The following is a 23,635-nucleotide window of genomic DNA, read 5'->3' as shown; positions in this document are numbered from 1 at the left end:
CGTGGCATTTCGCGCGCGCTCGCGGCAAAAACACAGCTCCGTCGCCAGGACTCGAACCTGAACTATCTGAACCAAAATCAGAGGTGCTGCCGATTACACCACGACGGATTGCATATTGAAGGATGAGCGGTCCGCCGTGGTTGGCGGGCCGCGCCACCAAATGACTTTAGTCTGACGACGAAGCGGGCCGCTTGCGGCCCGAGTGGGGGCACGCCCCCACAAGTGGGAGGTACCCCCACCCGCGTGCGGGGGAGAGTCGGACAATTCGACCAGGCGAACCGATACCCTCAATGGCGTGGCGGTGCTGGACCGGGAGCCTGACAAACAAGACAAAGAAGTGCGGGCGCCGCGCGCCCGGATGACCGGTAGCGAGCGTCGACGCCAACTTATTGGCATTGCGCGCTCGTTGTTTGCCGAGCGCGGCTATGACGGCACCTCGATCGAAGAGATCGCGCAGCGTGCCAACGTGTCCAAGCCGGTCGTGTATGAGCATTTCGGCGGCAAGGAAGGCCTGTACGCGGTGGTGGTCGACCGTGAGATGTCGGCGTTGCTGGACGGCATCACCTCGTCGTTGACCAACAACCGGTCCCGGGTGCGTGTCGAGCGGGTCGCGCTGGCGTTGCTCACCTACGTCGAAGAACGCACCGATGGCTTCCGGATCATGATCCGCGACTCCCCGGCCTCGATCAGCTCGGGCACCTATTCCAGCTTGCTCAACGACGCCGTCAGCCAGGTCAGCTCCATCCTTGCCGGCGACTTCGCCCGTCGCGGCCTAGATCCGGGTCTGGCCCCGCTGTACGCACAGGCGCTGGTGGGTTCGGTGTCGATGACGGCGCAATGGTGGCTCGACACCCGCGAGCCCAAGAAGGAAGTCGTCGCCGCGCATCTGGTTAACCTGATGTGGAATGGCCTGACTCATCTGGAGGCCGATCCTCGGCTGCAGGACGAGTAGGTTTTTGACGCGCTGCAGACGTAGATGCGTCGTATGATGGTGACATGCCTGCGCCAGGTCCTGAGCTTGGGGTTCTTCTCAACCGGGTTAACGAGGCGACCAAGCTGTTACAGCGGTCCAAGACCGTCCCCGGCGAGGTTGCCGGGCTCATCGACAGCTTTGACCGGACACTGAAGGCAGCGACGCCGTTGCGTCTTGAGGCCGACCCATATCTGACGACCCAACTGTGGGCGGCAGCGTATAGCGCGGAGAAGGCGCTTCGCCATGACGACCACGAGCAGCAGCGCCGTGATGTGCGCATTGCGCTCGAGCAATTCCGACATGCATTGCGCGACATCGCCGAAAGTCGGCCGTACAGCGATAACGCGCCGGTCCGCGACGTACTTGCCAGGACGGCCGAGACCCTCGCCGTCCCGCAGAAGACCCTCGCCGACTTGCTCAGGGTTTCCGTTCGTCAGCTTCAGCGCTGGCTTGCGGTGGGTGGGCCTGAGCCGGCGACGGATGATGCTGCGCGGATCCGCGTGGTTGGGCAGGTCGTGAACCAATTACGCCACTCATTTACTGGCCCGGGAGTAGTCGCCTGGTTCGATCGGGAGCATCCAGTGCTCGGTCGGCGCCCAATTGAGCTGCTCGGCGACCCGCTGTGCTACCCGCAGCTGCTCGGTGCGGCGACCGCGGCTCGTGCCATGACGGTATGAGACTGACCGTATTTCGGCATGCTTCGTATGACTCGCCGTGGTGGGCATTTCCCAGCTCGCGCGCTGGTCGCTTCCACCGCGCGAGAACCGACACCGTCCAGTACTTGAGTTTGCATCCGCTCGGCCCTGCCGCCGAGATGCTTCGCCACAATGTTGGCCAGAGCGGCAATCCGGACGATCTCGTGTTGAATTTGTGGGCGGCGGTGGTCGACGTGGACAGCCCGACATGGGTCGACTTCAACGATTGCGCCAGGTACGGGCTGACGCCGGACGAGCTGGTCGGTGACGATTACACCGCTACGCAGGCTTTGGCCGACGAGGTTGTTGCCAGCGGAGCAACCGCAATGGTCGTGCCATCGGCCGCGCTGCCTGGAACCCACAACCTGATCTTGTTTGGTGTCCGAGTCCGCAATCCATTTCTGAGTTCATCTCTAACGCTCGAAGAGGTCCCGACCGGGCACCTGACCGACGCAGCGCGTCCTGCGGCCGAGGTGGTGCCGCACGTCCGGTGGCGTGGCGCTCCGCATACGGCGCTGGAGCAGTGGAAGAGCACCGGAAACTACGACCTATTCGACGATCCCACCGCATCGCGTTACTAGTGCGAACGATTCGGCTTACCCCGATGGTGGTGAGCTTGCTGCGCCCCGCTACGCGGCGCTGGCACTCACCACTACCCGCAGTCGCGCGACAGCAGATCGGCGATGGTTTCGCGGCGGACCAGTGCACGGGCCCGACCATCCTGGACCGCTACCAACGGTGGCCTGCCGACCATGTTGTAGTTCGACGCCATGCTGTGGTGATAGGCACCGGTGCAGGCCACCGCCAGCACGTCGCCGGGGTGCACGTCTGCCGGCAGTTCGACATCGCGGGCGATCTCGTCGCCCGCTTCGCAGTGCCGGCCTGCCACGGTGACACGCTGCTTGACTCCGAGCGGATGCCGGTTCGCCAACGCGACCGTGTACTGCGCCCCGTACAGCGACACCCGCGGGTTGTCGCTCATACCGCCGTCCACCGCAACAAAGGTGCGGCCGCCGGGTTGGGTCTTCACGGCGCATACCCGATACAGGGTGACACCGGCCCGGCCGCTGATTGCACGACCGGGTTCCACCACGATGGCCGGGCGGGGGAAATGCGCGGCGGCGCACGCGTCATCGAGCGACTCCTCGATCACGCGGGCCAGCTTGTCGAGGTCCAGTTCGCGATCTCCCACCACGTAGGGGATGCCGTGACCACCCCCGATGTTGAGCTCGGTGAGGATAACGCCATGCCGGGCCCGCATATCGGCCATCGCCGCGATCATCCGGTGAATGGCCTCGCCATAGCGGGCCGCGTCGGTGACCTGCGAGCCGATGTGGCAATGCAGCCCGACCAGATCGAGGATCGGGTGCGCAAGCACCCTTTGCACCGCGACATCGGCTCGGTCACCTTGCAGCGTGAAGCCGAACTTTTGGTCACTGATCCCGGTGGTCACCGCCGGGTGCCCGTGAATGTCGACATCGGGCGTCACCCGGATCAGTACCCGCTGGCGGCGGCGTGCCAAGCCGGCCAGGTAGGCGATCTCCATCGCCGAATCCACCACAATGCGCCCGACCCCGAACGTGACTGCGTCGCGCAACTCGTCGGGTGACTTGGCGTTGCCGTGCATGATGATGCGCGCCGGTTCCACCCCGCCGGCCAGGGCCGTGGCTAGTTCACCGGCTGAGCAGACGTCGACGCCGAGGCCCTCTTCGCGCGCCCAGCGCGCCACCGCGGTGGTCAGCAGCGACTTTCCCGCGTAGACGATCTCGACACCGGGCAAGGCCCGGCGGTAGCGGCAGGCACGATGCCGAAAGTCGGTTTCGTCGATCACATAGGTCGGGGTACGGAACTCGTCGGCGATGTCGGTGAGAGGCACGTCGCCCACGCACAGCCGGCCGTCCTCGTCAGAACAAGTCGTGACCGGCCAGATCGCGGGATCGAATCGCAGCGGAGCCGCCTTGCCGATAGACGGCAGGATCTCTAGCAATGTCATGCTTTCAAGGTGCGCCCGGCCGGTATCGGGTGCGGTTATCCTTACGATCCCTTGACGGCGCCGGGGTCAATCTTGACGAAGTCCAGTGCTCGCGATCAGCCCTAGCCCGGCGACGGTGAGCGCCGCTGCGGTGCGAGTAAGGAGCCGGGCAATCAGCCCTAGCCCGGCGACGGTGAGCGCCGCTGCGGTGCGAGTAAGGAGCCGGGCAATCAGCCCTAGAATGGCGCATCATGACCGCACCGGGGCCTGCTTGCCCAGACACCCCAATCGCGGGGCTCGTTGAATTGGCGCTCACCGCACCGACCTTCTGCCAGCTCATCGAGCGCGCGGGCGCTCGACCGGCCGAATTGAGCCTGGTCGGCCCTGCCCGGGTGCGGTTGTTCGCCGCCAGCGCGCTGGCTCGGCTGGGTCCCTTGCTGGTGGTCACCGCCACCGGTCGCGAAGCCGACGACCTTACCGCCGAGCTGCGCGGCGTCTTCGGCGACGCCGTGGCGGTGTTCCCGTCCTGGGAGACGCTGCCGCACGAACGACTTTCACCTGGCGTTGACACCGTCGGCACTCGGCTGATGGTGCTGCGCCGGCTAGCCCATCCCGACGATGCCCGGTTGGGTCCACCCCTGCAGGTGGTGGTGACCGCGGTGCGCTCGCTGCTGCAGCCGATGACAGCGCAGCTGGGCCTGGTGGAACCTGTCATCTTGAGCGTCGGCGACGAGACCGGTTTTGAGCGGGTTATCGCGCGCCTGGTCGAGCTGGCATACACCCGGGTGGACATGGTCGGCCGGCGCGGCGAATTCGCTGTCCGCGGTGGGATTCTCGACATCTTCGCCCCGACCGCCGAACATCCGGTGCGCGTCGAGTTCTGGGGTGACGAGATTACCGAGATGCGGATGTTTTCGGTGGCCGATCAGCGCTCCATTCCCGAGGTAGGCGTCGACACGTTGGTCGCGGTCGCCTGCCGGGAACTGCTGCTCAGCGACGACGTGCGGGCGCGGGCCGCCGAGTTGGCCGCGCAGCACCCCGCCGCCGAGCATGCGGTCACCGGCAACGTCAGCGATATGCTCGCCAAGCTGGCCGAGGGGATCCCGGTGGACGGGATGGAGGCATTGTTGCCGGTGCTTCGTCCCGATGATTACGCGCTGCTGACCGACCAGCTCGCTGCCGGCACGCCGGTGTTGCTGTGCGACCCGGAGAAGGTCCGCACCCGGGCCGCCGATTTGATCAAGACCGGCCGAGAATTCCTCGAGGCGTCGTGGTCGGTCGCCGCCATGGGTGCCGACAACCCGGCGCCCGTCGACGTCGAGCAGCTAGTGGCGATCGCAAGCGCGGCGGAGCCGGGCGCAGCGGGTCGCCACTCATCCAACCTGGGCGGGTCGGGGTTCGCCGAATTAGGCGACGTGCAGGCCGCCGCCATCCGGTCGGGTCATCCGTGGTGGACGTTGAGCCAGCTGTCTGACGAGTCGGCGTTGGAGCTTGACATCCGGGCGGCACCTTCGGCGCGTGGGCATCAGCATGACATCGACGGCATCTTTGCGACGCTGCGTGCGCATGTCGCCACCGGTGGATACGCCGCGATCGTCACGCCCGGGACCGGAACCGCCCATCGAGTGGTGGAGCGACTTGCCGAGTCCGACATCCCGGCCGCGATGCTGGAACCGGGCGCGGCTCCCGGACTCGGCCTGCAACCGGGCCTGGTCGGGGTGCTCAAAGGTCCGCTGCTCGATGGTGTAGTGATACCGGGCGCCAACCTGGTGATCATCACCGAAACCGATCTGACCGGCAGCCGAGCGACGGCCGTCGACGGTAAGCGGCTGGCGGCCAAGCGGCGCAACACCGTCGACCCGTTGGCACTGACCGCTGGCGACCTGGTGGTGCACGATCAGCACGGCATCGGACGGTTCGTGGAGATGGTCGAGCGCACCGTTGGCGGGGCCCGGCGCGAGTACCTGGTGCTGGAATACGCCTCGGCCAAGAAAGGGGGTGGCGGGGCGAAAAACACTGACAAGCTGTATGTCCCGATGGACTCGCTGGATCAGCTGTCGCGGTATGTCGGCGGGCAAGCGCCGGCGCTGAGCCGGCTCGGCGGCAGCGACTGGGCCAACACCAAGACCAAGGCCCGCCGCGCGGTGCGGGAAATCGCGGGCGAGTTGGTGTCGCTGTACGCCAAACGCCAGGCCAGCCCCGGCCACGCGTTCGGGCCGGACACGCCCTGGCAGGCCGAGATGGAGGACGCGTTCGGCTTCACCGAGACCGTCGACCAGCTCACCGCGATCACCGAGGTCAAGGCCGACATGGAAAAGCCGGTGCCGATGGACCGGGTGATCTGCGGCGACGTCGGCTACGGCAAGACCGAGATCGCGGTGCGGGCGGCGTTCAAGGCGGTGCAGGACGGCAAGCAGGTTGCCGTGTTGGTGCCCACCACGCTGTTGGCCGACCAGCATCTGCAGACGTTCACCGATCGGATGGCCGGATTCCCGGTGACCGTCAAGGGGCTGTCGCGGTTCACCGACGCCGCCGAGTCCCGCGCGGTGATCGACGGCCTTGCCGAGGGGTCAGTGGACGTCGTGATCGGCACGCATCGGCTGCTGCAGACTGGGGTGCGCTGGAAGGATCTGGGCCTGGTCGTCGTCGACGAGGAACAGCGGTTCGGCGTCGAGCACAAGGAGCACATCAAGTCGCTGCGCACCCACGTCGACGTGCTGACCATGAGCGCCACTCCGATCCCGCGCACGCTGGAGATGAGCTTGGCCGGGATTCGGGAGATGTCGACGATCCTGACCCCGCCCGAAGAGCGCTACCCGGTGTTGACCTACGTCGGCCCGCACGATGACAAGCAGGTCGCGGCGGCGTTACGGCGCGAGCTGCTGCGCGACGGGCAGGCGTTTTACGTGCATAACCGGGTCAGCTCCATCGATCAGGCTGCCGCCCGGGTGCGTGGCCTGGTGCCCGAAGCGCGGGTGGTCGTCGCCCACGGGCAGATGCCCGAGGATCTGCTGGAAGGCACCGTGCAGGGGTTCTGGAACCGCGAATACGACATCTTGGTGTGCACCACGATCGTGGAAACCGGCCTGGACATCTCCAACGCCAACACGCTCATCGTGGAGCGCGCCGACACCTTCGGGCTGTCCCAGCTGCATCAGCTGCGGGGTCGGGTCGGCCGTAGCCGCGAGCGTGGTTACGCCTACTTCCTCTACCCACCGCAGGCGCCGCTGACCGAGACGGCCTACGACCGGTTGGCGACCATTGCGCAGAACAACGAGCTGGGCGCGGGCATGGCGGTGGCGCTCAAGGACTTAGAGATCCGCGGCGCCGGCAATGTGCTGGGTATCGAGCAGTCCGGGCACGTCGCCGGTGTCGGGTTCGACCTGTACGTGCGGTTGGTGGGCGAGGCCGTCGAGGCGTACCGAGCCGCTGCCGACGGCAAAACCGTCGTTACGCCCGAGGAGCCCAAGGATGTGCGGATCGACTTGCCGGTGGATGCACACCTGCCGCCGGACTACATCGCCAGCGACCGGCTTCGACTCGAGGGCTACCGGCGACTGGCCGCGGCATCATCTGATGCAGAGGTCGCGGCCGTTGTGGACGAGCTCATCGACCGCTACGGGGCGCTGCCAGAACCGGCCCAGCGGCTGGTGGCGGTGGCTCGGTTGCGGCTACTGTGCCGCGGCTCGGGCATCATCGAGGTGACCGCCGCGTCGGCCGCGACCGTGCGGCTGTCTCCTTTGACGCTGCCGGATTCCGCCCAAGTGCGGCTCAAGCGGATGTATCCCGGCGCGCAGTACCGCGCCACCACGGCCACGGTCGGAGTTCCTATCCCGCGAGCCGGCGGTGTCGGCGCTCCGCGTATCCGCGATGTGGAGTTGGTCCAGATGGTGGCTGACTTGATTACCGCGCTGCAGGGTGTACCGCGGAAGGACATTGGCATAACGGGACCAGAACCGACATCGAATGAGTCGAATGAGGAGCAACAGGTTCGATGATCCGCGCCGGTGACGATGCAGAGCGAAGCGATGAGGAGGAGCGGCGCAGCAACTTCGCCGGTGACATGATCGTGGTCTTGTGCGACCCGCGTCGCCCGTCGCTGGTTCCGGTCGAAGCGATCGAGTTCCTCAGCGGCGAGGTGCAATACACCGAAGAGATGCCCGTCGCGGTGCCCTGGTCGCTGTCGGCGGCACGTCCTGCGCACTCCGGTGACGACGCGCCGGTGTTGTTGTCGTCAGACCCGAACCACCCGGCCGTCACCGCACGACTGGCCGCCGGTGCCCGGCTGATTTCGGCACCGGAGGCGCCGCGTGGCGAACGGCTGGTCGACGCCGTCGCGATGATGGACAAACTGCGCACCGCTGGTCCCTGGGAAAGTGAGCAGACCCATCACTCGTTGCGCCGCTACCTGTTAGAGGAGACCTACGAGCTGCTGGACGCGGTCCGCAGCGGCAACGCTGAAGCGCTGCGCGAAGAACTCGGCGACGTGTTGCTGCAGGTTCTCTTCCACGCCCGCATCGCCGAGGACGCGTCGCAACTTCCTTTCACCATCGACGATGTCGCCATCACGCTGATGCGTAAGTTGGGCCATCGAGCACCGGGAGTACTTGCAGGCGAACAAATTTCGCTTGAGAAGCAATTGGCGCAGTGGGAAGAGCGTAAGGCTGCCGAAAAGCCGCGGAACTCGGTGATGGACGACGTCCATACCGGCCAGCCGGCATTAGCATTGGCGCAGAAGGTGATTCAACGTGTCGAAAAAGCTAGGTTGCCCGCTGACCTGATACCCGCCCGGATCATCTCAATCTCGGTATCCGGTGATATTGACACCGAGAATTCGCTTCGCACAGCGGTTTTAGAGTTCGTGGATATGGTCCGAGGCGTTGAGAAAGCTATTGCCGCCGCACGTCGCGGGGAAAGTGTTCCGGAGGAGTTTGACGTAACTCCGCTCGGCGAGATCACCGAGCACGAGTGGCGTACCCACTGGCCAGCCGGCAAATCGGCTGCCGGAGAGGAGTCCGAGCCGCCGAAGTTGGGGGCGCAGACCGCCGATGCCGATGAGGGCAACGCAGCGGATACTGAGGAGTCTCAGGGTGACGCCGAGCCTGCTGATGAACCCAAAGCGTCCAAGCGGCGCAAAGGGTGGCGCAAACACCGGACCGCCTGCATTTCCAACCAGCAATCATCGTAGTGTTTGCTTGACCTGTGCAATTAGCACGGAAATTTGCCTATAGAACAGTTGGCATGGTTAACATCTGCAGTAGCCAACGTTGCTAATAGCAAATCGATAGTCCGCTGAAATCGACGCCGGATCGGCGCGCCACCGCCCCGCAGCGACGGGGTAGTCGGCAAACCCATGGGACGATGATCAGGCCGAAGTTGGTGCCGGGGAGTCATAGGGGAGTGTGGTGTCGCCGAGACGTTGGTTGCGTACGGTCGCCGTGATCGGCGCGACCGCCATGCTGCTGGCGTCCAGCTGTACCTGGCAGCTGAGCCTTTTCATTCCCGAAGGTGTGCCGCCGCCAGCCGGGGATCCCGTCCCGCCGGTGGACACCCATGCCAGTGGTCGGCCCGCCGAGCAGTTGCGCGCGTGGGCGGAGAAACGCTCTGCAGCGTTGGAAATTCCGGTCATCGCGCTGGAGGCCTATGCCTATGCCGCCCGCGTCGCCGAGGTCGAGAACCCGAAGTGCCATATCGCGTGGACCACGCTGGCGGGCATCGGACAGGTGGAGAGCCATCACGGCACGTACCACGGCGCGACGCTAGCACCGAATGGTGATGTACGTCCCCCCATCCGTGGTGTTCGTCTTGACGGCACCGGCGACACCGTCCGCATCGTCGATAACGATGAGGGCGGTATGCAGGCTGATGGCGGGGTGGCGCGCGCGATGGGACCGATGCAGTTTATTCCGGAAACATGGCGGCTGTACGGGGTCGACGCCAACAACGACGGCATCGCCAGCCCGGACAACATTGACGACGCCGCGTTGTCGGCCGCCGGCTATTTGTGCTGGCGCGGAAAGGATCTCGCGACACCACGAGGCTGGATCACCGCGCTGCGCGCCTACAACAACTCCGGCGTCTATGCACGGGCCGTCCGAGACTGGGCGACCGCCTACGCGGCCGGTCACCCGCTGTAGAAGGATGGATCGGGTGACCCAGGCTTTACGCTAAAGGCGGCCCGGGACCGACGCGTCAGTGAAGGTTCCCCGCTGGCGGGGTTGAGCCGGGTCGAGCCAACCCACCGGACGTCCACCCATCAGCCACGACACAAGGAGAACCCAGTGCCGATTATCGAGCAGGTCGGGGCCCGCGAGATCCTCGATTCCCGTGGCAACCCGACGGTTGAAGTCGAGGTGGCGCTGATTGACGGAACATTCGCCCGCGCGGCGGTGCCTTCGGGCGCATCGACCGGCGAGCATGAGGCCGTCGAGTTACGGGATGGCGACGGTCGTTACGGCGGCAAGGGTGTGAAAAAGGCCGTGCATGCCGTCCTCGACGAGATCGGCCCGGCGGTGATCGGCCTCAACGCCGATGACCAGCGGCTGATCGACCAGGCGCTGCTGGACCTCGACGGCACCCCCGATAAGTCCCGGCTGGGCGGCAACGCGATCCTGGGCGTCTCGCTGGCCGTCGCTAAGGCGGCCGCCGATTCAGCGGAATTGCCGCTGTTCCGCTATATCGGAGGGCCCAACGCGCACATCTTGCCGGTGCCGATGATGAACATCCTCAACGGCGGCGCGCACGCCGACACCGCCGTCGATGTTCAGGAGTTCATGGTGGCGCCGATCGGGGCACCCAGCTTTGTTGAGGCGCTGCGTTGGGGTGCCGAGGTATACCACGCGCTCAAATCGGTGCTGAAGAAAAAGGGGCTAAGCACCGGCCTGGGCGATGAAGGTGGCTTTGCCCCTGACGTGGCCGGCACCACCGCGGCGCTGGACCTGATCAACTTGGCCATCGAGGCGGCGGGTTTCAAGCCGGGGGCCGATGTGGCATTGGCCCTTGATGCGGCGGCCACCGAGTTTTACACGGACGGCACCGGCTACAACTTCGAGGGCACGACCCGCACCGCCGAGGCGATGACTGAGTTTTACGCCGACTTGCTGGGCGCATACCCATTGGTGTCCATCGAAGACCCGTTGTCCGAAGACGATTGGGACGGTTGGGCCGCTCTGACGGCGTCGATCGGGGAGCGGGTGCAGATCGTCGGGGACGACATCTTTGTCACCAACCCTGAGCGACTGGAGGAGGGCATCGATCGCGGTGTGGCAAATGCGTTGCTGGTCAAGGTGAACCAGATCGGCACGTTGACCGAGACGCTCGACGCTGTCGCGTTGGCACATCACAGCGGATATCGCACGATGATCAGCCACCGCAGCGGCGAGACCGAAGACACGATGATCGCCGACCTGGCCGTGGCTCTGGGTAGCGGGCAAATTAAGACGGGAGCGCCCGCCCGCAGTGAGCGCGTCGCCAAATATAACCAGCTGTTGCGGATCGAAGAGGCGCTCGGCGACGCCGCCCGCTATGCCGGCGATCTGGCATTTCCGCGATACGCCGTGGAAACGAGATAAGTGACACCCAATCCGAAACGCGGCTAGATCTCCCATGCCCGAAGCGAAACGGCCAGATCCGAAGCGCCGCTCCCCGGCATCACGCCCGGGGAAAGCCGGTGACTCGGTTCGAGGCCGTCGCTCCACCAAGCCCGTCGCTAAGCCGTCCGCCAAGCCGTCCCGGACCTCACCGGCGTCGTCACAGGCCGGCCGGAACTCGATGCGGACGCTGACTGAGCATGTGGTCGAACCCGTCAAACAGTCGATCATCGAATCCCTGGAACGGCGGTCCGATCAGCGGTTGGGCTTCACCGCGCGGCGCGCGGCGGTGCTGGCTGCCGTTGTTTGCGTGCTGACACTGACCGTTGCCGGGCCGGTACGCACCTACTTCGCGCAGCGCACCGAGATGGAGCAGTTGACGGCAACCGAAGCCACATTGCGCCGCCAAATCGCGGATCTCGAGCAGCAGAAGGGCAAACTCGCTGACCCGGCCTATATTGCGGCGCGGGCCCGTGAGCGTCTCGGCTTTGTGATGCCCGGAGATGTCCCGTTTCAAGTCCAGCTTCCGTCGACGGCCGCCGTGTCCTCGCAGCCAGGGGGCCACGCCGCGAAACCGGCCAACAACGACCCGTGGTACACCTCGCTATGGCATACCATCGCCGACGCGCCGCACCTACCGCCGGCGGCCGGCCCGCCGGCGCCCCCACCCGCTCCGACACCCACGACGTCCGGTGGTTGACCGTGCCGACCTGGAAGCCGTGGCCCGGCAACTGGGTCGCGAGCCGCGTGGGGTCCTCGAGATCGCCTACCGTTGCCCCAACGGTGAACCCGGTGTCGTGAAAACCGCGCCGAAACTTGCTGACGGCACCCCGTTTCCGACGTTGTACTACCTGACGCATCCGGCGCTCACTGCCGCAGCGAGCCGGCTGGAATCGACCGGACTGATGCGTGAGATGACCGAGCGACTGAGCCAGGATCCCGAGCTGGCTGCCGCGTACCGGCGAGCGCACGAGTCGTATCTAGCCGAGCGGGACGCAATCGAGTCGCTGGGGACCACGTTCTCTGCTGGAGGCATGCCCGACCGGGTCAAGTGTCTGCACGTGCTGATCGCCCACTCGCTGGCCAAGGGGCCCGGGTTGAACCCGCTTGGCGACGAGGCGCTCGCGTTGCTGGCCGCCGATCCGGCGACCGCCGCGACCTTAGTAGCCGGCCAATGGAAGGAACGTGACCGGTGAGCAGGGTCGCCGCGATTGACTGTGGTACCAACTCGATTCGGTTGCTGATCGCCGACTTACAAAGCGGGTCAGCGGGCGGGCAGTGGCGCGATGTGCATCGCGAGATGAGGATCGTGCGGCTGGGACAGGGAGTCGACGCAACGGGTGAGTTTGCGCCGGACGCGATTGCCCGGACCCGGGGCGCACTGGCCGACTATGCCGCGCTGCTCAGTGCTCACCGTGTCGAGCGGGTACGGATGGTTGCCACGTCGGCCGCGCGCGATGTCGCCAATCGTGATGTGTTCTTTGCGATGACAGCCGACGTGCTCGGCGCCGTGATCCCTGGCTCGGTCGCGGAGGTAATCACCGGCGCCGAGGAAGCTGAGCTATCTTTCCGCGGTGCGGTCGGTGAATTAGATAGTGCCGGTGCGCCTTTCGTTGTCGTCGACTTAGGTGGTGGTTCCACCGAGATCGTGCTTGGCGGCGGGTCGGCGGGGCGCGGGGCAGTGGCGAGTTACTCGGCCGACATCGGCTGCGTACGGCTGACCGAACGTTGTTTGCACTCCGACCCGCCGACACCCGAAGAAGTCGCTGCGGCCCGCCAGGTGGTGCGTGAACGGCTCGATGTGGCGTTGCAGCGGGTGCCGGTTGAGCACGCGCGGACCTGGGTTGGGCTGGCCGGGACGATGACCACGCTGTCTGCCCTGGCCCAGAATATGACGACGTACGACGCTGCGGCCATTCATCTTTCGCGGGTTTGCAGCAGTGATCTGCTGGCCGTCTGTGACCGGCTGATCGGTATGACGCGCATGCAGCGCGTCGCGCTGCCGCCGATGCATGAGGGCCGGGCCGATGTGATCGGCGGCGGTGCGATCGTGGTCCAGGAGTTGGCGCGCGAGTTGCGTACCCGGGCGGGTATCGACGAGCTGACCGTCAGCGAACACGACATTCTGGACGGCATCGCGCTCTCGATCGCGGGGTAAGCCCCGGTCGATGTCACACCGGCGCGGTCAAGTTGTTGACCGAGTGGTGGGTTGCTTAAGGTTTACCAACGGTTTGTGGTTCACGCGGACATTGAGGAGTTGACCTGTCGCCATCTGATGAGTGCATCCCAATGGCGAACCGAGTCGCATGACGGTCGACTACGCGAACGACTCCGATACCCGCGCCCACGCGGAAAGACCGTTAATCGCGCGGATGATCCATGCGTTTGCGGTGCCCATCATTGTGGGCTGGTTGGCTATTTGCGTCGTCCTCACCATCTTCGTGCCATCGCTGGAAGCGGTCGAGCAAGCGCGTTCGGTGTCACTGAGTCCTCAGGAAGCGCCGTCGTATACGGCGATCAGGCGCATTGGCCAGGTGTTCCACGAAGGGAACTCCGACAGTTCAGCGATGATCGTGTTGGAGGACGACCAGCCGCTCGGTGACGCGGCTCATAAGTACTACGACGTGCTAATACGGAAGTTGAGAGCTGATACCAAGCACGTTCAGAACGTGCAAGACTTCTGGGCCGATCCTCTCACGGCGGCGGGCGCGCAAAGCAACGATGGTAAAGCCGTGTCTGTCCAATTGCGTCTGGCGGGTAATCGAGGTGAGCCGCTGGCCAATGAATCCGTGGAAGCCGTCCGCAAGATCGTCGCGGAGACGCCCGCTCCGCCGGGGCTCAAGACTTATGTCACGGGGGCGTCGCCGCTCATTGTGGATATGCAGCGTAGTGGTGAAAAATCCATGTTCAGGATCACCGTGGCTTCGGTGGTTGTGATTTTTGTTATGTTGCTCCTTGTCTATCGTTCGACCGTTACCGTCATTGCGTTGCTGTTCACGGTCGGGGTTGAATTGACTGTGGCACGCGCAGTTGCCGCTCTTCTCGCGCATAGCGGTGTCGTTGGTCTTACCACCTTTGTGGTCAGTCTGATTACGTCGCTGACAATTGCGGCCGGCACGGATTACGGGATTTTCCTCTTCGGGCGGTATCAGGAGGCGCGCCAGGCTGGCGAAGACAAAGAGGCCGCCTTTTATGCCATGTACCGCGGAACCGCCCATATCATTGTGGGCACTGGCTTGACCATTGCCGGCGCGACCTTGTGCCTCGAATTCGCCCGGATGCCCTCCTTTAAGAGCCTGGCGATTCCCACCGCGGTGGGGATGCTGATTACCTTGGCGGTCGCGTTGACGCTGGGGCCGGCAATGCTGGTCGTCGGCAGCCGTTTTGGCCTGTTCGACTCCAAGCGGCTGCTCAAAGTTCGTGGTTGGCGCCGTGTCGGCACTGTGGTAGTTCGCTGGCCCCTGCCCGTGCTGATCGTCACGATGACGATCGCTTTCGTCGGCTTGCTGGCGCTGCCCGGATTTCGAATCAACTACAACGACAGGGCATATTTACCGTCCTCTGCCCCGGCAAATGAAGGATTCGCCGCCGCGGATCGCCACTTCTCCCCAGCCCGGATGAAGCCGGAGATTTTAATGATCGAAGCGGATCGCGATATGCGAAATCCGTCAGATTTTCTGATCCTGGACAAACTGGCTAAAGGAATATTCCGTGTTCCGGGAATCTCGCGGGTGCAGGCCGCCACCCGACCCAACGGAACGGCAATGGACCACGCATCAATACCGTTTCAGATCAGCATGCGAAACGCCGGTCAGGTACAGATTTTGCATTACCAACGCGACCGGATGAACGACCTGCTGAAGCAAGCCGACGAGATGGCCAGAACAGCGGCGCTTATGCGGCAGATGAATGCATTGATGTCACGGCTTGCGGACAATAGTCACCGCCTAGCTGGTGATACCGTAGAGATGCAGCAAATCGCCAACGAGGTACGCGATAACATCGCGGATTTTGACGATTTCTGGCGACCAATTCGCAGCTATTTCTATTGGGAAAGACACTGCTTCGATATTCCAATCTGCTGGTCATTTCGATCGATCCTTGACGCATTGGACGGCCTGGACCAGATCGACGAAAAGCTGAACAGTTTCGTGGCGGACATCAAAGAATTTGACGCGGTGATGCCCCAGATGGTTACGACGTTCCCGCCGATGGTCGACGCCATGGAAAGTATGCGAACCATGATACTGACCATGCACAGCACCATGTCCGGGATTATGGATCAAATGGACGAGATGAGCGACAACACGAACGCCATGGGAAAGGCTTTCGACGCCGCCAAGAATGATGACTCATTTTACCTTCCGCCGGAGGTCTTCAAAAGCGCCGATTTCCAGCGCGTTATGAACTCATTCCTATCGCCCGACGGACACGCGGCCCGCTTCATTATTTTGCACCGGGGAGATCCGCAAACGGCGGAGGGCATCGCCAGCATCGATGCGATAAAGACGGCGGCAGAGGAGTCACTCAAAGGAACGCCTTTGGAGGACGCCAAGATCTACGTGACCGGCACGGGAGCCGCCGTCAAAGACATCGCCGAGGGCGCCAACTGGGATCTCGTGATAGCAGGGATTGCTGCGTTCTGCTTCATTTTCATCATCATGCTGATCCTCACCCGCGCCTTTGTCGCCGCCGCGGTGATTGTCGGCACGGTGGCCGTGTCACTGGGTGCTTCCCTCGGGCTGTCGGTGCTGGTTTGGCAGCATATTATCGGTATGGATTTGCATTATATGGTGCTGACGATGTCGGTCATCGCCCTTTTAGCAGTGGGATCTGACTACAATCTATTGTTGGTTTCACGGTTCAAACAGGAAATTGGCGCCGGGCTGAACACCGGGATTATCCGTTCGATGGGCAGTACCGGAAAGGTTGTGACGAACGCGGGCCTGGTATTCGCCTTTACCATGGCGGCCATGGTCGTCAGCGATCTGCGGGTTATCGGACAGGTCGGCACCACGATCGGTCTCGGTCTGATCTTTGACACGATGATCGTTCGCTCGTTTATGACCCCGGCCATAGCCGCGCTGCTCGGACGATGGTTTTGGTGGCCGCTGAGAGTGCGCAGCCGGCCTCTGTCGCATTAGCGAGTGCAGCGCACCGCCGACATGGCCGGTCGGCCGGGGCCAGCGGCAGCCGTGACCTGTGTCACACGCCACGCGGCGAGCAAAGTCGGACTCGGTCGGTATAATTCGCGTGTACAAAAACTGGACACCGGAGTCCGTTCTTCCCCGTAGCGGCCACACTCAGGCGTCCTCCTCCGTAAATATTGGGCGTCCGGTGGTATGGCGACATCCGAGAAGTCCATCATTTTGGAGGGGTGATAGTGCCACGGCATGACTGGTTAGCGCAGGCGCGCCACTTGCCGTTGGCCTTTGCTCAGGTCCGTGAGGACCCCTGGCAAGACGTGTGGCTTGCGTTGCGGCAGCACCAGGCGCGGGGCGCAGCGTTGCGGATCGCATTGACGGCCTCCGGCGGGTGTACCGCTGCGACATTGGCGGCGTGTGCGGGTGTCGGTTCGCTGCATCTCGTCGATGCTAATCCCGCGCAGCTGGCGTTGACCCGGCTCAAGCTGTACCTGCTGCAGACGGTCAGTAGCGCAGAACGAATGCGGTTGCTGGGACACACGCCGATGCCGGTGGCGGAGCGTCACGTTGCCTTGGAGTCGGTGTTTGCGGCAGTAAACCTCGAGCCCGATGTCTTTGGTCCGATGCAGGACGTTGCCACCCGGGGCCCGGATTTCTCCGGTCGTTACGAGTGGCTATTCGCCGCCTTACGTCAAGATTTGGCGCAGTGGCGAGACGAATTGGACGCCGTGCTGGCGCTACGGAATCCGGTTGAGCAGGCACGGCTGGTTGCTCCGGACACAGCCCTCGGTGAGGCGTTGGACCGTGCCTACGATGCGGCGTTCGACCTGGATGTCCTGGTGCAGTTATTTGGTGAGGGAGCGACGGCCAACCGGGTCGAGCCGTTCGCCCGGCACTTCGCCCGCCGGACCCGCCATGTTCTGGCAACCCTGCCTGCAGCCGACAATCCCTACCTGTGGCAGCTGCTGGCGGGCCGCTACCCCGGTGTCACGGTGCCGTGGCTGGCCCAGGAGGCACCGGTACTGCGGTTGCCGGAGATCACCGTCGCGCAGAACCCGATGGATGAGGCACTTGCAGCCGTTCCGCCCGGCCAGTTTGATATTATACACGTGTCGAATATTCTCGACTGGCTAACTCCTACGCAGGCTCGGGTGACGTTGGAACGTGTCTGGCAGGCCTTACGGCCGGGCGGCATCGTGGTGGTGCGCCAGCTGAACTCGACGTTAGATGTGCACGGCTGCGGCCCTGAGTTCCGGTGGGACCCAGTGGCCGACGAGCTGCACAGCCGGGACCGCAGCTTCTTTTACCGGGCTTTGCACATCGGTGCGAAGCCCTGACCCTGCTCCATCTTCCCGCCCCAGCCCTACCCCGATTGGAGAGCAATGACCACGACCGGCTATCTCACCCAGGCCCCGCAGGTAACGGCCAAGGCCGAACAGCTTCTTGCCGATGTGAAAATCATGGCTAACCCGTATCTGACCACACTGGTCGACGGCAGCATGACGCTGGAGCACTTCCGCGCCAGCCAGGAGCAGTTCGGCTTCGCCGTCACCTACTTCGCCCGCCCGATGGCCTCGTTGATCTCCCGGATGGAGTTACCCGGCCAGCGCCTCGGCATCTTGAGCAACATCCTCGAGGAGCACGGCGAATTAAAGCCGCACGCTTTCCACCACCACACGTTTCGGCAATTCCTGGCCAGCATCGGCAGCGACGATGCTGAACGTTTGGACGCCCTGACCCCGTCCCCTCAAGTGCATGCGTTCAACAGCGTCCTCACCTCCGCGTGCACGATGGAGGATCTGGCGGTGGGGGCTAGTTGTCTGGGCATCATCGAGCATGCTTTCGCCGCGATCTCGGCCACCATCGGCTCGGCTGTGGTAGCGCGCGGCTGGGTCGCCGAGGATGATCTGGTGCACTACGCACTTCACGCGGAGATCGACGAGCAGCACGCCGAGGACTTCTTCATCATCGTTGAACCCTCCTACGACGACCCCACCACCCACGCAGCTATCGACCGGGGTCTGCGGTTGGGCGCTTACGTCTTCAACCGCCTCTACACCGACCTGTACACCCTCACCGGCTGAGCTTCGGTGACGACAGTCCACAGGCTCGAGGGCCCGCCGTCGGCTGACTTGGCCCGCGCCCTGGAGATTTTCGAGGAGCAGTTCAGCTACCCGCTGGGGCCGGGTCGCAGCTTCCGAATTTCGCATGGCGACGACTACACGCGGTTCTACCGCGCAATGGCCGAGGTTGCCATCGTGTTCGTGGCGGAGCGTGACGGCCGGGTGATGGGCACCGTTGCTGCCGCGCTGCGCCCGCTGCGGACCCCAGATGGGCGCGAGCAGCACTCCGCCTATATCGGGGACTTGAAGATCCTGCCGGCCGAGCAAGGCGGGCGGACGATTTTCAGGCTCGGCGTCGCTTTTCTTAGAGAAGCGAGAAAGCATAAAAACGGTGAGGGAGCCTTCGGCGTGGTGATGGATGGCACCGCCAAGTCGCCATCGGACTATTCCGGGCGGCTCGGCTTCCCCACCGGCGAAGAGATCGGCCACATCACCGTACTGAACATCCCCACCTCCCGGACCGCCCACGCCACGGCAGAACATACCGCCCACCAGGTATCCCCGGCGGCTGCCGTGGAGTCGTATTGGCGATGGACGCAAGGCCACTACGCTGTGCGGGCGGGCGACCCAACGCTGCGCTCCGAGCTGACCCCGACCACACTGATGCTGCCGGACGGCTCGGCGTGCGGGCTGCTGGAAGACACCCGCCACGCCAAGCGCCTTCTCACCGAGGACGGCGAGTTGCGAAGCGCGCACTTGTCCGACTTCGCCTACCGCGATCCGGCGTGCGGGGCAGCGCTCCTCCACGCTGCGCTGCCAGTGGCGGCCAAGTATGGCAATCCGGCCCTGTTCGTCGCCATTCCGGCATCCGACACCGACGCCTTCCTGGCCCATCTGGGCATCCCGGAAACAGTGGTGGCCCCCGCAACGATCTATGGTTCAGGCCTGGCCGCTGCGGCGCGATGGAGCGTCAACACCGCGGAGATCTGAGGGCACTTTCGCCTACACGAGAGGACATCACGATGGCGGAAGCCACGAACGATCCGATTCGGTTGCCTGCGGGGCCGAAGCTGCCGATGCCGATTCAGGGGTGGGGATTAGCTTTCGCGAGGAATCGTGCCCGATCATGGGTGACCAAGCGGTATGGATCAACGTACTGCCTCAATCTACCGTTTTACGGCCATTCGCTTGTCGTCAGCGAGCCATCGCTGTTGAAAGAACTCTTCGTATCTGCCAGCGATCTCGTCAGTCGGCCCGCGATCGTTGGCCGTGTACTGGGACCGGGCTCGCTATTTAGTTTGACCGGTGCCGAGCACCGCAGGCGTCGCAAACTGCTGGTGCCACCGTTTCATGGCAAGCGTATGGAGACTTACTCGGCGATCGTCGAGGAAGAGTTCATGAGCGAGGCTCGAACATGGCCCGAGGGAATCGAATTCGAATCCCTGTCCGCAATGGCGAGGATTACCGGCAACGTCTTCCTGCGCGCGGTCTTTGGAGCGAGCGGTGCAGTCTTTGATGATCTCCGTTACCTGGCGCCGCGGACGCTTCCACTTGCTGGTCGTCTGCTGGCCGCTCCGGAATGGTTGCGGCGCGATCTTGGTCCCTGGAGTCCATGGGCCAAAGTGCAAGCGGCCCGAAAACTTTTTGACGACCTGGTCGCGCAGCTGATCGCTGAAGCTCGTGCAGACCCGAACCCTGAGGCGCGCACCGATATCCTGGCGCTGATGCTGCAGGCTCGTTATGACGATGGTTCACCGATCACTGACGCTCATATCAGCGATGAACTGCTGACGCTGCTAGTGGCCGGACTCGAAACGACTGCCACAACCCTGACATGGACTGTCGAGCGGTTGCGTCGCAGCCCGGATGTCTTGGCGCAACTTGTCGATGAGGTCGATAACGGCGGAACCGCGCTGACTCAGGCGACGATCTGGGAGGTGCAGCGTTACCGGCCTGCACTCTCTTTCGTCGCTCGACGAGCGGAAACGCGGATGCGCCTGGGGCAGTGGGTAGTTCCGGAGGGACATTGCGTCATCGCCGATATCTGGGCTGCCCACCATGCGTCGGACAGCTTCGAGGAGCCAGAACGGTTTGATCCCAGCCGATTCGCGGATGGACCGCCAGAGAGTTACGCGTGGGTACCATTCGGCGGCGGCATGCATCGTTGCATTGGCGCTGCCTTTGCAAACATGCAGATGACAACCGTGGTGAGAACGCTATTGCGCGAATTCGAGCTGTCTGGAACCGATGCTCCGGCAGAGCCGGTTCATTTTCGGGGTGTCGCCAACGCGCCGGGTCGTGGCGGGCGCGTAGTGGTCCGCCGCCGTTCAGCGGGCTCGCACGGCAGGTATGCGTCCGGGGATGCGACGCTCCGGAGCGTGAACGATGCGTCATAGGTCCCTCCGATCTGCTGCAGCACCAGCGTCACTGCTTCCACCGCCGGACCGCTTCGTCGGTGCGTCCACGTCGCCAATACCTACCGAGACACCTATCAGGGGAGGACTTCACGATGGCGGAAGCTACTACTGATCAGATTCGGTTGCCTCCGGGTCCGAAAGTGCCGCAGCTGATTCAGGCGTTGATATTCATTTTTGCGAAGCAACGCGCCCGGATGTGGTTGACCAAACGTTATGGATCCGTGTACCGCCTCAATCTACCGGTGTACGGGCATTCGCTTGTCGTCAGCGAGCCATCGCTGTTGAGGGAACTCTTCACTTCTCCCAGCGATCTGGCCAGTCGGCAAACACCGAACATGGGCCTTTTGCTGGGACCGGGTTCGACATTCAGTTTAGACGGTGCCGAGCATCGTGAGCGTCGCAAACTGCTGGTGCCACCGTTTAACGGTAAACGCATGGAGACGTATACGGCGATCGTCGAAGAGGAGTTCATGAGCGAAGCTCGAACATGGCCCGATGGAATCGAATTCGAAACCATGCCATCGTGGACGAAGATCACCGGCAACATCATCTTGCGTGCGGTCTTTGGCGCGCACGGTGCAGTTTTTGACGAGCTCTATGAATTAGCGCCGCGGACGATTCTTCTCGGCGGCCGCATGATGATGGCTCCAAAGTGGCTTCGGCGCGATTTCGGCTCGTGGAGCCCGTGGGCCAAACTGCAGGCGGCGCGAAAGCGTTATGACGACCTGGTCGCGCAGCTGATCGCCGAAGCTCGTGCAGATCCGAGCTTTGAAGAACGAACTGACATGCTGGCGTTGATGCTGCAGGCTCGTTATGACGACGGCTCACCCATCCCTGACGGTCACATCAGCGATGAACTGCTGACGCTGCTAGTGGCTGGACACGAAACGACTGCCACCACCTTGGGGTGGGCTGTCGAGCGGTTGCGTCGGAACCCTGGCGCCTTGGCGCGACTTGTCGATGAGGTCGATAACGGCGGAACCGCGGTGATGCAGGCGACGATCTGGGAGGTGCAACGTTGCCGGCCCGTAGTAGATCTCGTTCATCGGCAAGCGCATACGCAGCTGCGCCTGGGTCCCTGGGTAGTTCCGAAGGGGGATTTCGTTGTTGCCGATATGTGGACTGCCCACCATGCGTCAGCTAGCTACGAGGAGCCAGAACGGTTTGATCCCACCCGCTTCGCGGATGGACCACCAGACAGATACGCGTGGGTACCTTACGGCGGAGGGGTGCACCGTTGCATCGGCGCCGCCTTCGCAAACATGGAGATAGCAGTCGTTCTGAGACTGCTGCTGCGCGAGTTCGAACTCGCTCCGTCCGATGCCCCCGCCGAGCCAATCCATTTTCGGGGCGTCACCAACGGACCGGGTCACGGCGGGCGCGCCGTGCTGCACCGCCGTTAAGTCTGCGCCTCCGCTGCGGCGAGTTCCTTCTTCCACTGCCGAAACGTCTCGTCGGTACGTCCGCGTCGCCAATAACCGGAGATCGACGACGACCATTTGCCATCCACGCCACGCTCCTTGCGGATATACGGGCGCAGGTTGTGCATCACGGTTTGGGCTTCACCGTGGATGAAGACTTGCACCTGTCCGGGTAGCCAGGGAGTAGTGGTGACGGCCTCGATCAACGGCGCGTGATCCCCGGCGCGATCTTCGGGAACCAAATCGGCGCGGCCGCCGCGGTAGACCCAGTTCACCTCGACGGATTCCGGTGCAGTCAACGGTATTTCGTCGTCGGGTCCGGCGACTTCGATGAAAGCTTTGCCGATTGCAGTAGCGGGCAATGCCTCCAGCGCGGCGGCAATGGCCGGGAGCGCGGATTCGTCGCCGGCCAGCAGATGCCAATCGGCGGCAGGGTCGGGGGCATAGGCGCCGCCGGGCCCCATCAGGTAGATCGGCTGGCCGGGCTGGGCCGACGCCGCCCACGGACCCACCAACCCGTGCTCGCCGTGCATCACGATGTCCAGGGCGATCTCGCGGGCTGCCATGTCGACCTGACGGACGGTTATGGTCCGGACCGAAGGTTGCTGCTCGGGTGGCAGGCCAGCGAAGCTGTCCAGGGTCAGCGGCTGGGGCAACCCGGCCACGTCGATGTCCGCGGCGACAAATACCAGCTTGACGTAGGAGTCGGTGAATTTGTTGGGCACGAAGGCGTCAAAGTTACTGCTGCCGAGCACCACCCGGACCATGTGTGGTGTGACTTGTTGGGTACCGACTACCCGGAAAGCTTGTAGTGGTCGACCTGCCATTTATCCTCCTGCTTTCGCCCGAACCCATTGATGCTATAAGCGTCCCTTCCTGGCTTGTGCGAGCAGCGCACGGCTGTACACCAAGTTGGCTGTGAGACCAACGATCATGCTGGGCGCTACGGTCACCGCGATATTCGAGGTGCCCGCCACCAGGTGACCCACAATGAGCCAGGACGCAATCAGGACGGAATTCCCGATAGCGCCTAGCCAGAAGCCATACACGGGATTTGACGGGATGCGGAACAGGCGTTCGAGCGCCAATGCCAGTACAAAAGTCGCCGAGAAACTGAGCGCTGCCTGGGCCGCGCCGGCGCGTAAGGCGACGTCTGTGCCGAGGTGAAAGTGGATGAGGGCAGCCCAACAGCCATACATCGCGGCCGATCCCACCGCGAGCAGCAGTGGCCGGGCATTGCGTCGCAGCAACCCGCTATTGGCGACGATGCGTTTCGATGTCATGGCGCGCATGGCAGCACCTCACGTTAGTCGGGAGTTGTCTGAGTGGGTGGCGCGACCGCTGCTCACCTGTGGCGCCAC

The 23,635-nt window shown here is 63.7% G+C and carries 19 protein-coding genes and 1 tRNA gene; 16 read left to right on the top strand and 4 right to left on the bottom strand.

The features are described from left to right. Positions 1-36 precede the first annotated feature (36 nt). Positions 37-108, bottom strand: a tRNA-Gln gene (locus tag B586_RS15550). 250 nt (positions 109-358) lie between these two features. Between B586_RS15550 and B586_RS15545 the strand changes: the two genes are divergently transcribed. The 3 genes from B586_RS15545 to B586_RS15535 are packed head-to-tail and all read left to right on the top strand — an operon-like array spanning position 359 to position 2,249. Then, positions 359-952 (top strand): TetR/AcrR family transcriptional regulator, encoded by a 594-nt coding sequence (locus tag B586_RS15545; RefSeq protein WP_156166275.1) that lies wholly within the window; start codon positions 359-361, stop codon positions 950-952. 44 nt (positions 953-996) lie between these two features. Further along, a complete protein-coding gene (locus tag B586_RS15540) occupies positions 997-1,650 on the top strand; it encodes a hypothetical protein (protein ID WP_047314377.1) in 654 nt (217 codons plus the stop codon). Then, a complete protein-coding gene (locus B586_RS15535) occupies positions 1,647-2,249 on the top strand; it encodes an RES family NAD+ phosphorylase (RefSeq protein ID WP_047314378.1) in 603 nt (200 codons plus the stop codon). The genes B586_RS15540 and B586_RS15535 overlap by 4 nt, the downstream gene beginning before the upstream one ends. Positions 2,250-2,320: 71 nt before the next feature. Here the strand turns inward: B586_RS15535 and lysA are convergent, their stop codons facing one another. After that, positions 2,321-3,661, bottom strand: coding sequence for a diaminopimelate decarboxylase (lysA, locus tag B586_RS15530; RefSeq protein WP_054879481.1), 1,341 nt, complete (start codon positions 3,659-3,661; stop codon positions 2,321-2,323). A gap of 230 nt (positions 3,662-3,891) precedes the next feature. Between lysA and mfd the strand changes: the two genes are divergently transcribed. From mfd to B586_RS15465, 13 genes are all read left to right on the top strand, one after another. After that, complete coding sequence (gene mfd, locus B586_RS15525; RefSeq protein WP_054879482.1) at positions 3,892-7,638, top strand: transcription-repair coupling factor; 3,747 nt, start codon at positions 3,892-3,894, stop codon at positions 7,636-7,638. Between the two features lie 65 nt (positions 7,639-7,703). Next, entirely contained in the window at positions 7,704-8,828 is a 1,125-nt protein-coding gene (locus B586_RS15520) for a nucleoside triphosphate pyrophosphohydrolase (protein ID WP_082607751.1), read from the top strand. Positions 8,829-9,045: 217 nt separating this feature from the next. Then, entirely contained in the window at positions 9,046-9,777 is a 732-nt protein-coding gene (locus B586_RS15515; RefSeq protein ID WP_054880880.1) for a lytic transglycosylase domain-containing protein, read from the top strand. A gap of 144 nt (positions 9,778-9,921) precedes the next feature. Next, positions 9,922-11,211: a phosphopyruvate hydratase gene (gene eno, locus B586_RS15510; RefSeq protein WP_047314381.1), complete on the top strand. Its 1,290-nt coding sequence runs from the start codon at positions 9,922-9,924 to the stop codon at positions 11,209-11,211. Between the two features lie 34 nt (positions 11,212-11,245). Then, positions 11,246-11,929: an FtsB family cell division protein gene (locus tag B586_RS15505; protein WP_054879483.1), complete on the top strand. Its 684-nt coding sequence runs from the start codon at positions 11,246-11,248 to the stop codon at positions 11,927-11,929. Continuing rightward, positions 11,922-12,425: a DUF501 domain-containing protein gene (locus B586_RS15500; protein ID WP_047314383.1), complete on the top strand. Its 504-nt coding sequence runs from the start codon at positions 11,922-11,924 to the stop codon at positions 12,423-12,425. Before B586_RS15505 ends, B586_RS15500 begins: the two co-directional genes overlap by 8 nt. Then, the gene (locus B586_RS15495) at positions 12,422-13,387 is read left to right on the top strand and encodes a Ppx/GppA phosphatase family protein (protein WP_054879484.1); all 966 of its coding nucleotides are present in this window, start codon (positions 12,422-12,424) and stop codon (positions 13,385-13,387) included. Before B586_RS15500 ends, B586_RS15495 begins: the two co-directional genes overlap by 4 nt. 148 nt (positions 13,388-13,535) lie before the next feature. Further along, a complete protein-coding gene (locus B586_RS15490) occupies positions 13,536-16,373 on the top strand; it encodes an MMPL/RND family transporter (RefSeq protein WP_054880881.1) in 2,838 nt (945 codons plus the stop codon). A gap of 239 nt (positions 16,374-16,612) precedes the next feature. Then, positions 16,613-17,710, top strand: coding sequence for a DUF3419 family protein (locus B586_RS15485; protein ID WP_236971300.1), 1,098 nt, complete (start codon positions 16,613-16,615; stop codon positions 17,708-17,710). Positions 17,711-17,755: 45 nt separating this feature from the next. After that, the gene (locus tag B586_RS15480) at positions 17,756-18,457 is read left to right on the top strand and encodes a TenA family transcriptional regulator (RefSeq protein ID WP_047316078.1); all 702 of its coding nucleotides are present in this window, start codon (positions 17,756-17,758) and stop codon (positions 18,455-18,457) included. A gap of 6 nt (positions 18,458-18,463) precedes the next feature. Next, positions 18,464-19,426 (top strand): GNAT family N-acetyltransferase, encoded by a 963-nt coding sequence (locus tag B586_RS15475; RefSeq protein ID WP_054879486.1) that lies wholly within the window; start codon positions 18,464-18,466, stop codon positions 19,424-19,426. A 32-nt stretch (positions 19,427-19,458) separates the two neighbouring features. Next, positions 19,459-20,832: a cytochrome P450 gene (locus B586_RS15470; RefSeq protein WP_054879487.1), complete on the top strand. Its 1,374-nt coding sequence runs from the start codon at positions 19,459-19,461 to the stop codon at positions 20,830-20,832. Between the two features lie 113 nt (positions 20,833-20,945). Next, complete coding sequence (locus tag B586_RS15465; RefSeq protein WP_054879488.1) at positions 20,946-22,256, top strand: cytochrome P450; 1,311 nt, start codon at positions 20,946-20,948, stop codon at positions 22,254-22,256. Here the strand turns inward: B586_RS15465 and B586_RS15460 are convergent. Together B586_RS15460 and B586_RS15455 are read right to left on the bottom strand one after the other, a co-directional pair. Next, the gene (locus B586_RS15460) at positions 22,253-23,101 is read right to left on the bottom strand and encodes a siderophore-interacting protein (RefSeq protein WP_054879489.1); all 849 of its coding nucleotides are present in this window, start codon (positions 23,099-23,101) and stop codon (positions 22,253-22,255) included. The two genes, B586_RS15465 and B586_RS15460, sit on opposite strands and share 4 nt — an antisense overlap. A 33-nt stretch (positions 23,102-23,134) precedes the next feature. Beyond that, positions 23,135-23,566, bottom strand: coding sequence for a hypothetical protein (locus tag B586_RS15455; RefSeq protein ID WP_054879490.1), 432 nt, complete (start codon positions 23,564-23,566; stop codon positions 23,135-23,137). Positions 23,567-23,635: the final 69 nt, after the last annotated feature.

This window comes from Mycobacterium haemophilum DSM 44634, from assembly GCF_000340435.2.
Taxonomy (GTDB): domain Bacteria; phylum Actinomycetota; class Actinomycetes; order Mycobacteriales; family Mycobacteriaceae; genus Mycobacterium; species Mycobacterium haemophilum.
The sequence above is the reverse complement of the archived record's forward strand: the minus strand, read 5'-3'. Positions and strand labels throughout refer to the sequence as shown.

Excerpts from the sequence above, each read along its gene's own strand:
- B586_RS15535 (WP_047314378.1), top strand. The coding sequence starts at position 1,647 with ATGAGACTGACCGTATTTCGGCATGCTTCGTATGACTCGCCGTGGTGG.
- B586_RS15460 (WP_054879489.1), bottom strand. The coding sequence starts at position 23,101 with ATGGCAGGTCGACCACTACAAGCTTTCCGGGTAGTCGGTACCCAACAA.
- B586_RS15490 (WP_054880881.1), top strand. The coding sequence starts at position 13,536 with ATGACGGTCGACTACGCGAACGACTCCGATACCCGCGCCCACGCGGAA.
- B586_RS15455 (WP_054879490.1), bottom strand. The coding sequence starts at position 23,566 with ATGCGCGCCATGACATCGAAACGCATCGTCGCCAATAGCGGGTTGCTG.
- B586_RS15520 (WP_082607751.1), top strand. The coding sequence starts at position 7,704 with ATGATCGTGGTCTTGTGCGACCCGCGTCGCCCGTCGCTGGTTCCGGTC.
- B586_RS15545 (WP_156166275.1), top strand. The coding sequence starts at position 359 with ATGACCGGTAGCGAGCGTCGACGCCAACTTATTGGCATTGCGCGCTCG.
- B586_RS15480 (WP_047316078.1), top strand. The coding sequence starts at position 17,756 with ATGACCACGACCGGCTATCTCACCCAGGCCCCGCAGGTAACGGCCAAG.
- B586_RS15470 (WP_054879487.1), top strand. The coding sequence starts at position 19,459 with ATGGCGGAAGCCACGAACGATCCGATTCGGTTGCCTGCGGGGCCGAAG.
- B586_RS15465 (WP_054879488.1), top strand. The coding sequence starts at position 20,946 with ATGGCGGAAGCTACTACTGATCAGATTCGGTTGCCTCCGGGTCCGAAA.
- B586_RS15505 (WP_054879483.1), top strand. The coding sequence starts at position 11,246 with ATGCCCGAAGCGAAACGGCCAGATCCGAAGCGCCGCTCCCCGGCATCA.
- lysA (WP_054879481.1), bottom strand. The coding sequence starts at position 3,661 with ATGACATTGCTAGAGATCCTGCCGTCTATCGGCAAGGCGGCTCCGCTG.
- mfd (WP_054879482.1), top strand. The coding sequence starts at position 3,892 with ATGACCGCACCGGGGCCTGCTTGCCCAGACACCCCAATCGCGGGGCTC.
- B586_RS15540 (WP_047314377.1), top strand. The coding sequence starts at position 997 with ATGCCTGCGCCAGGTCCTGAGCTTGGGGTTCTTCTCAACCGGGTTAAC.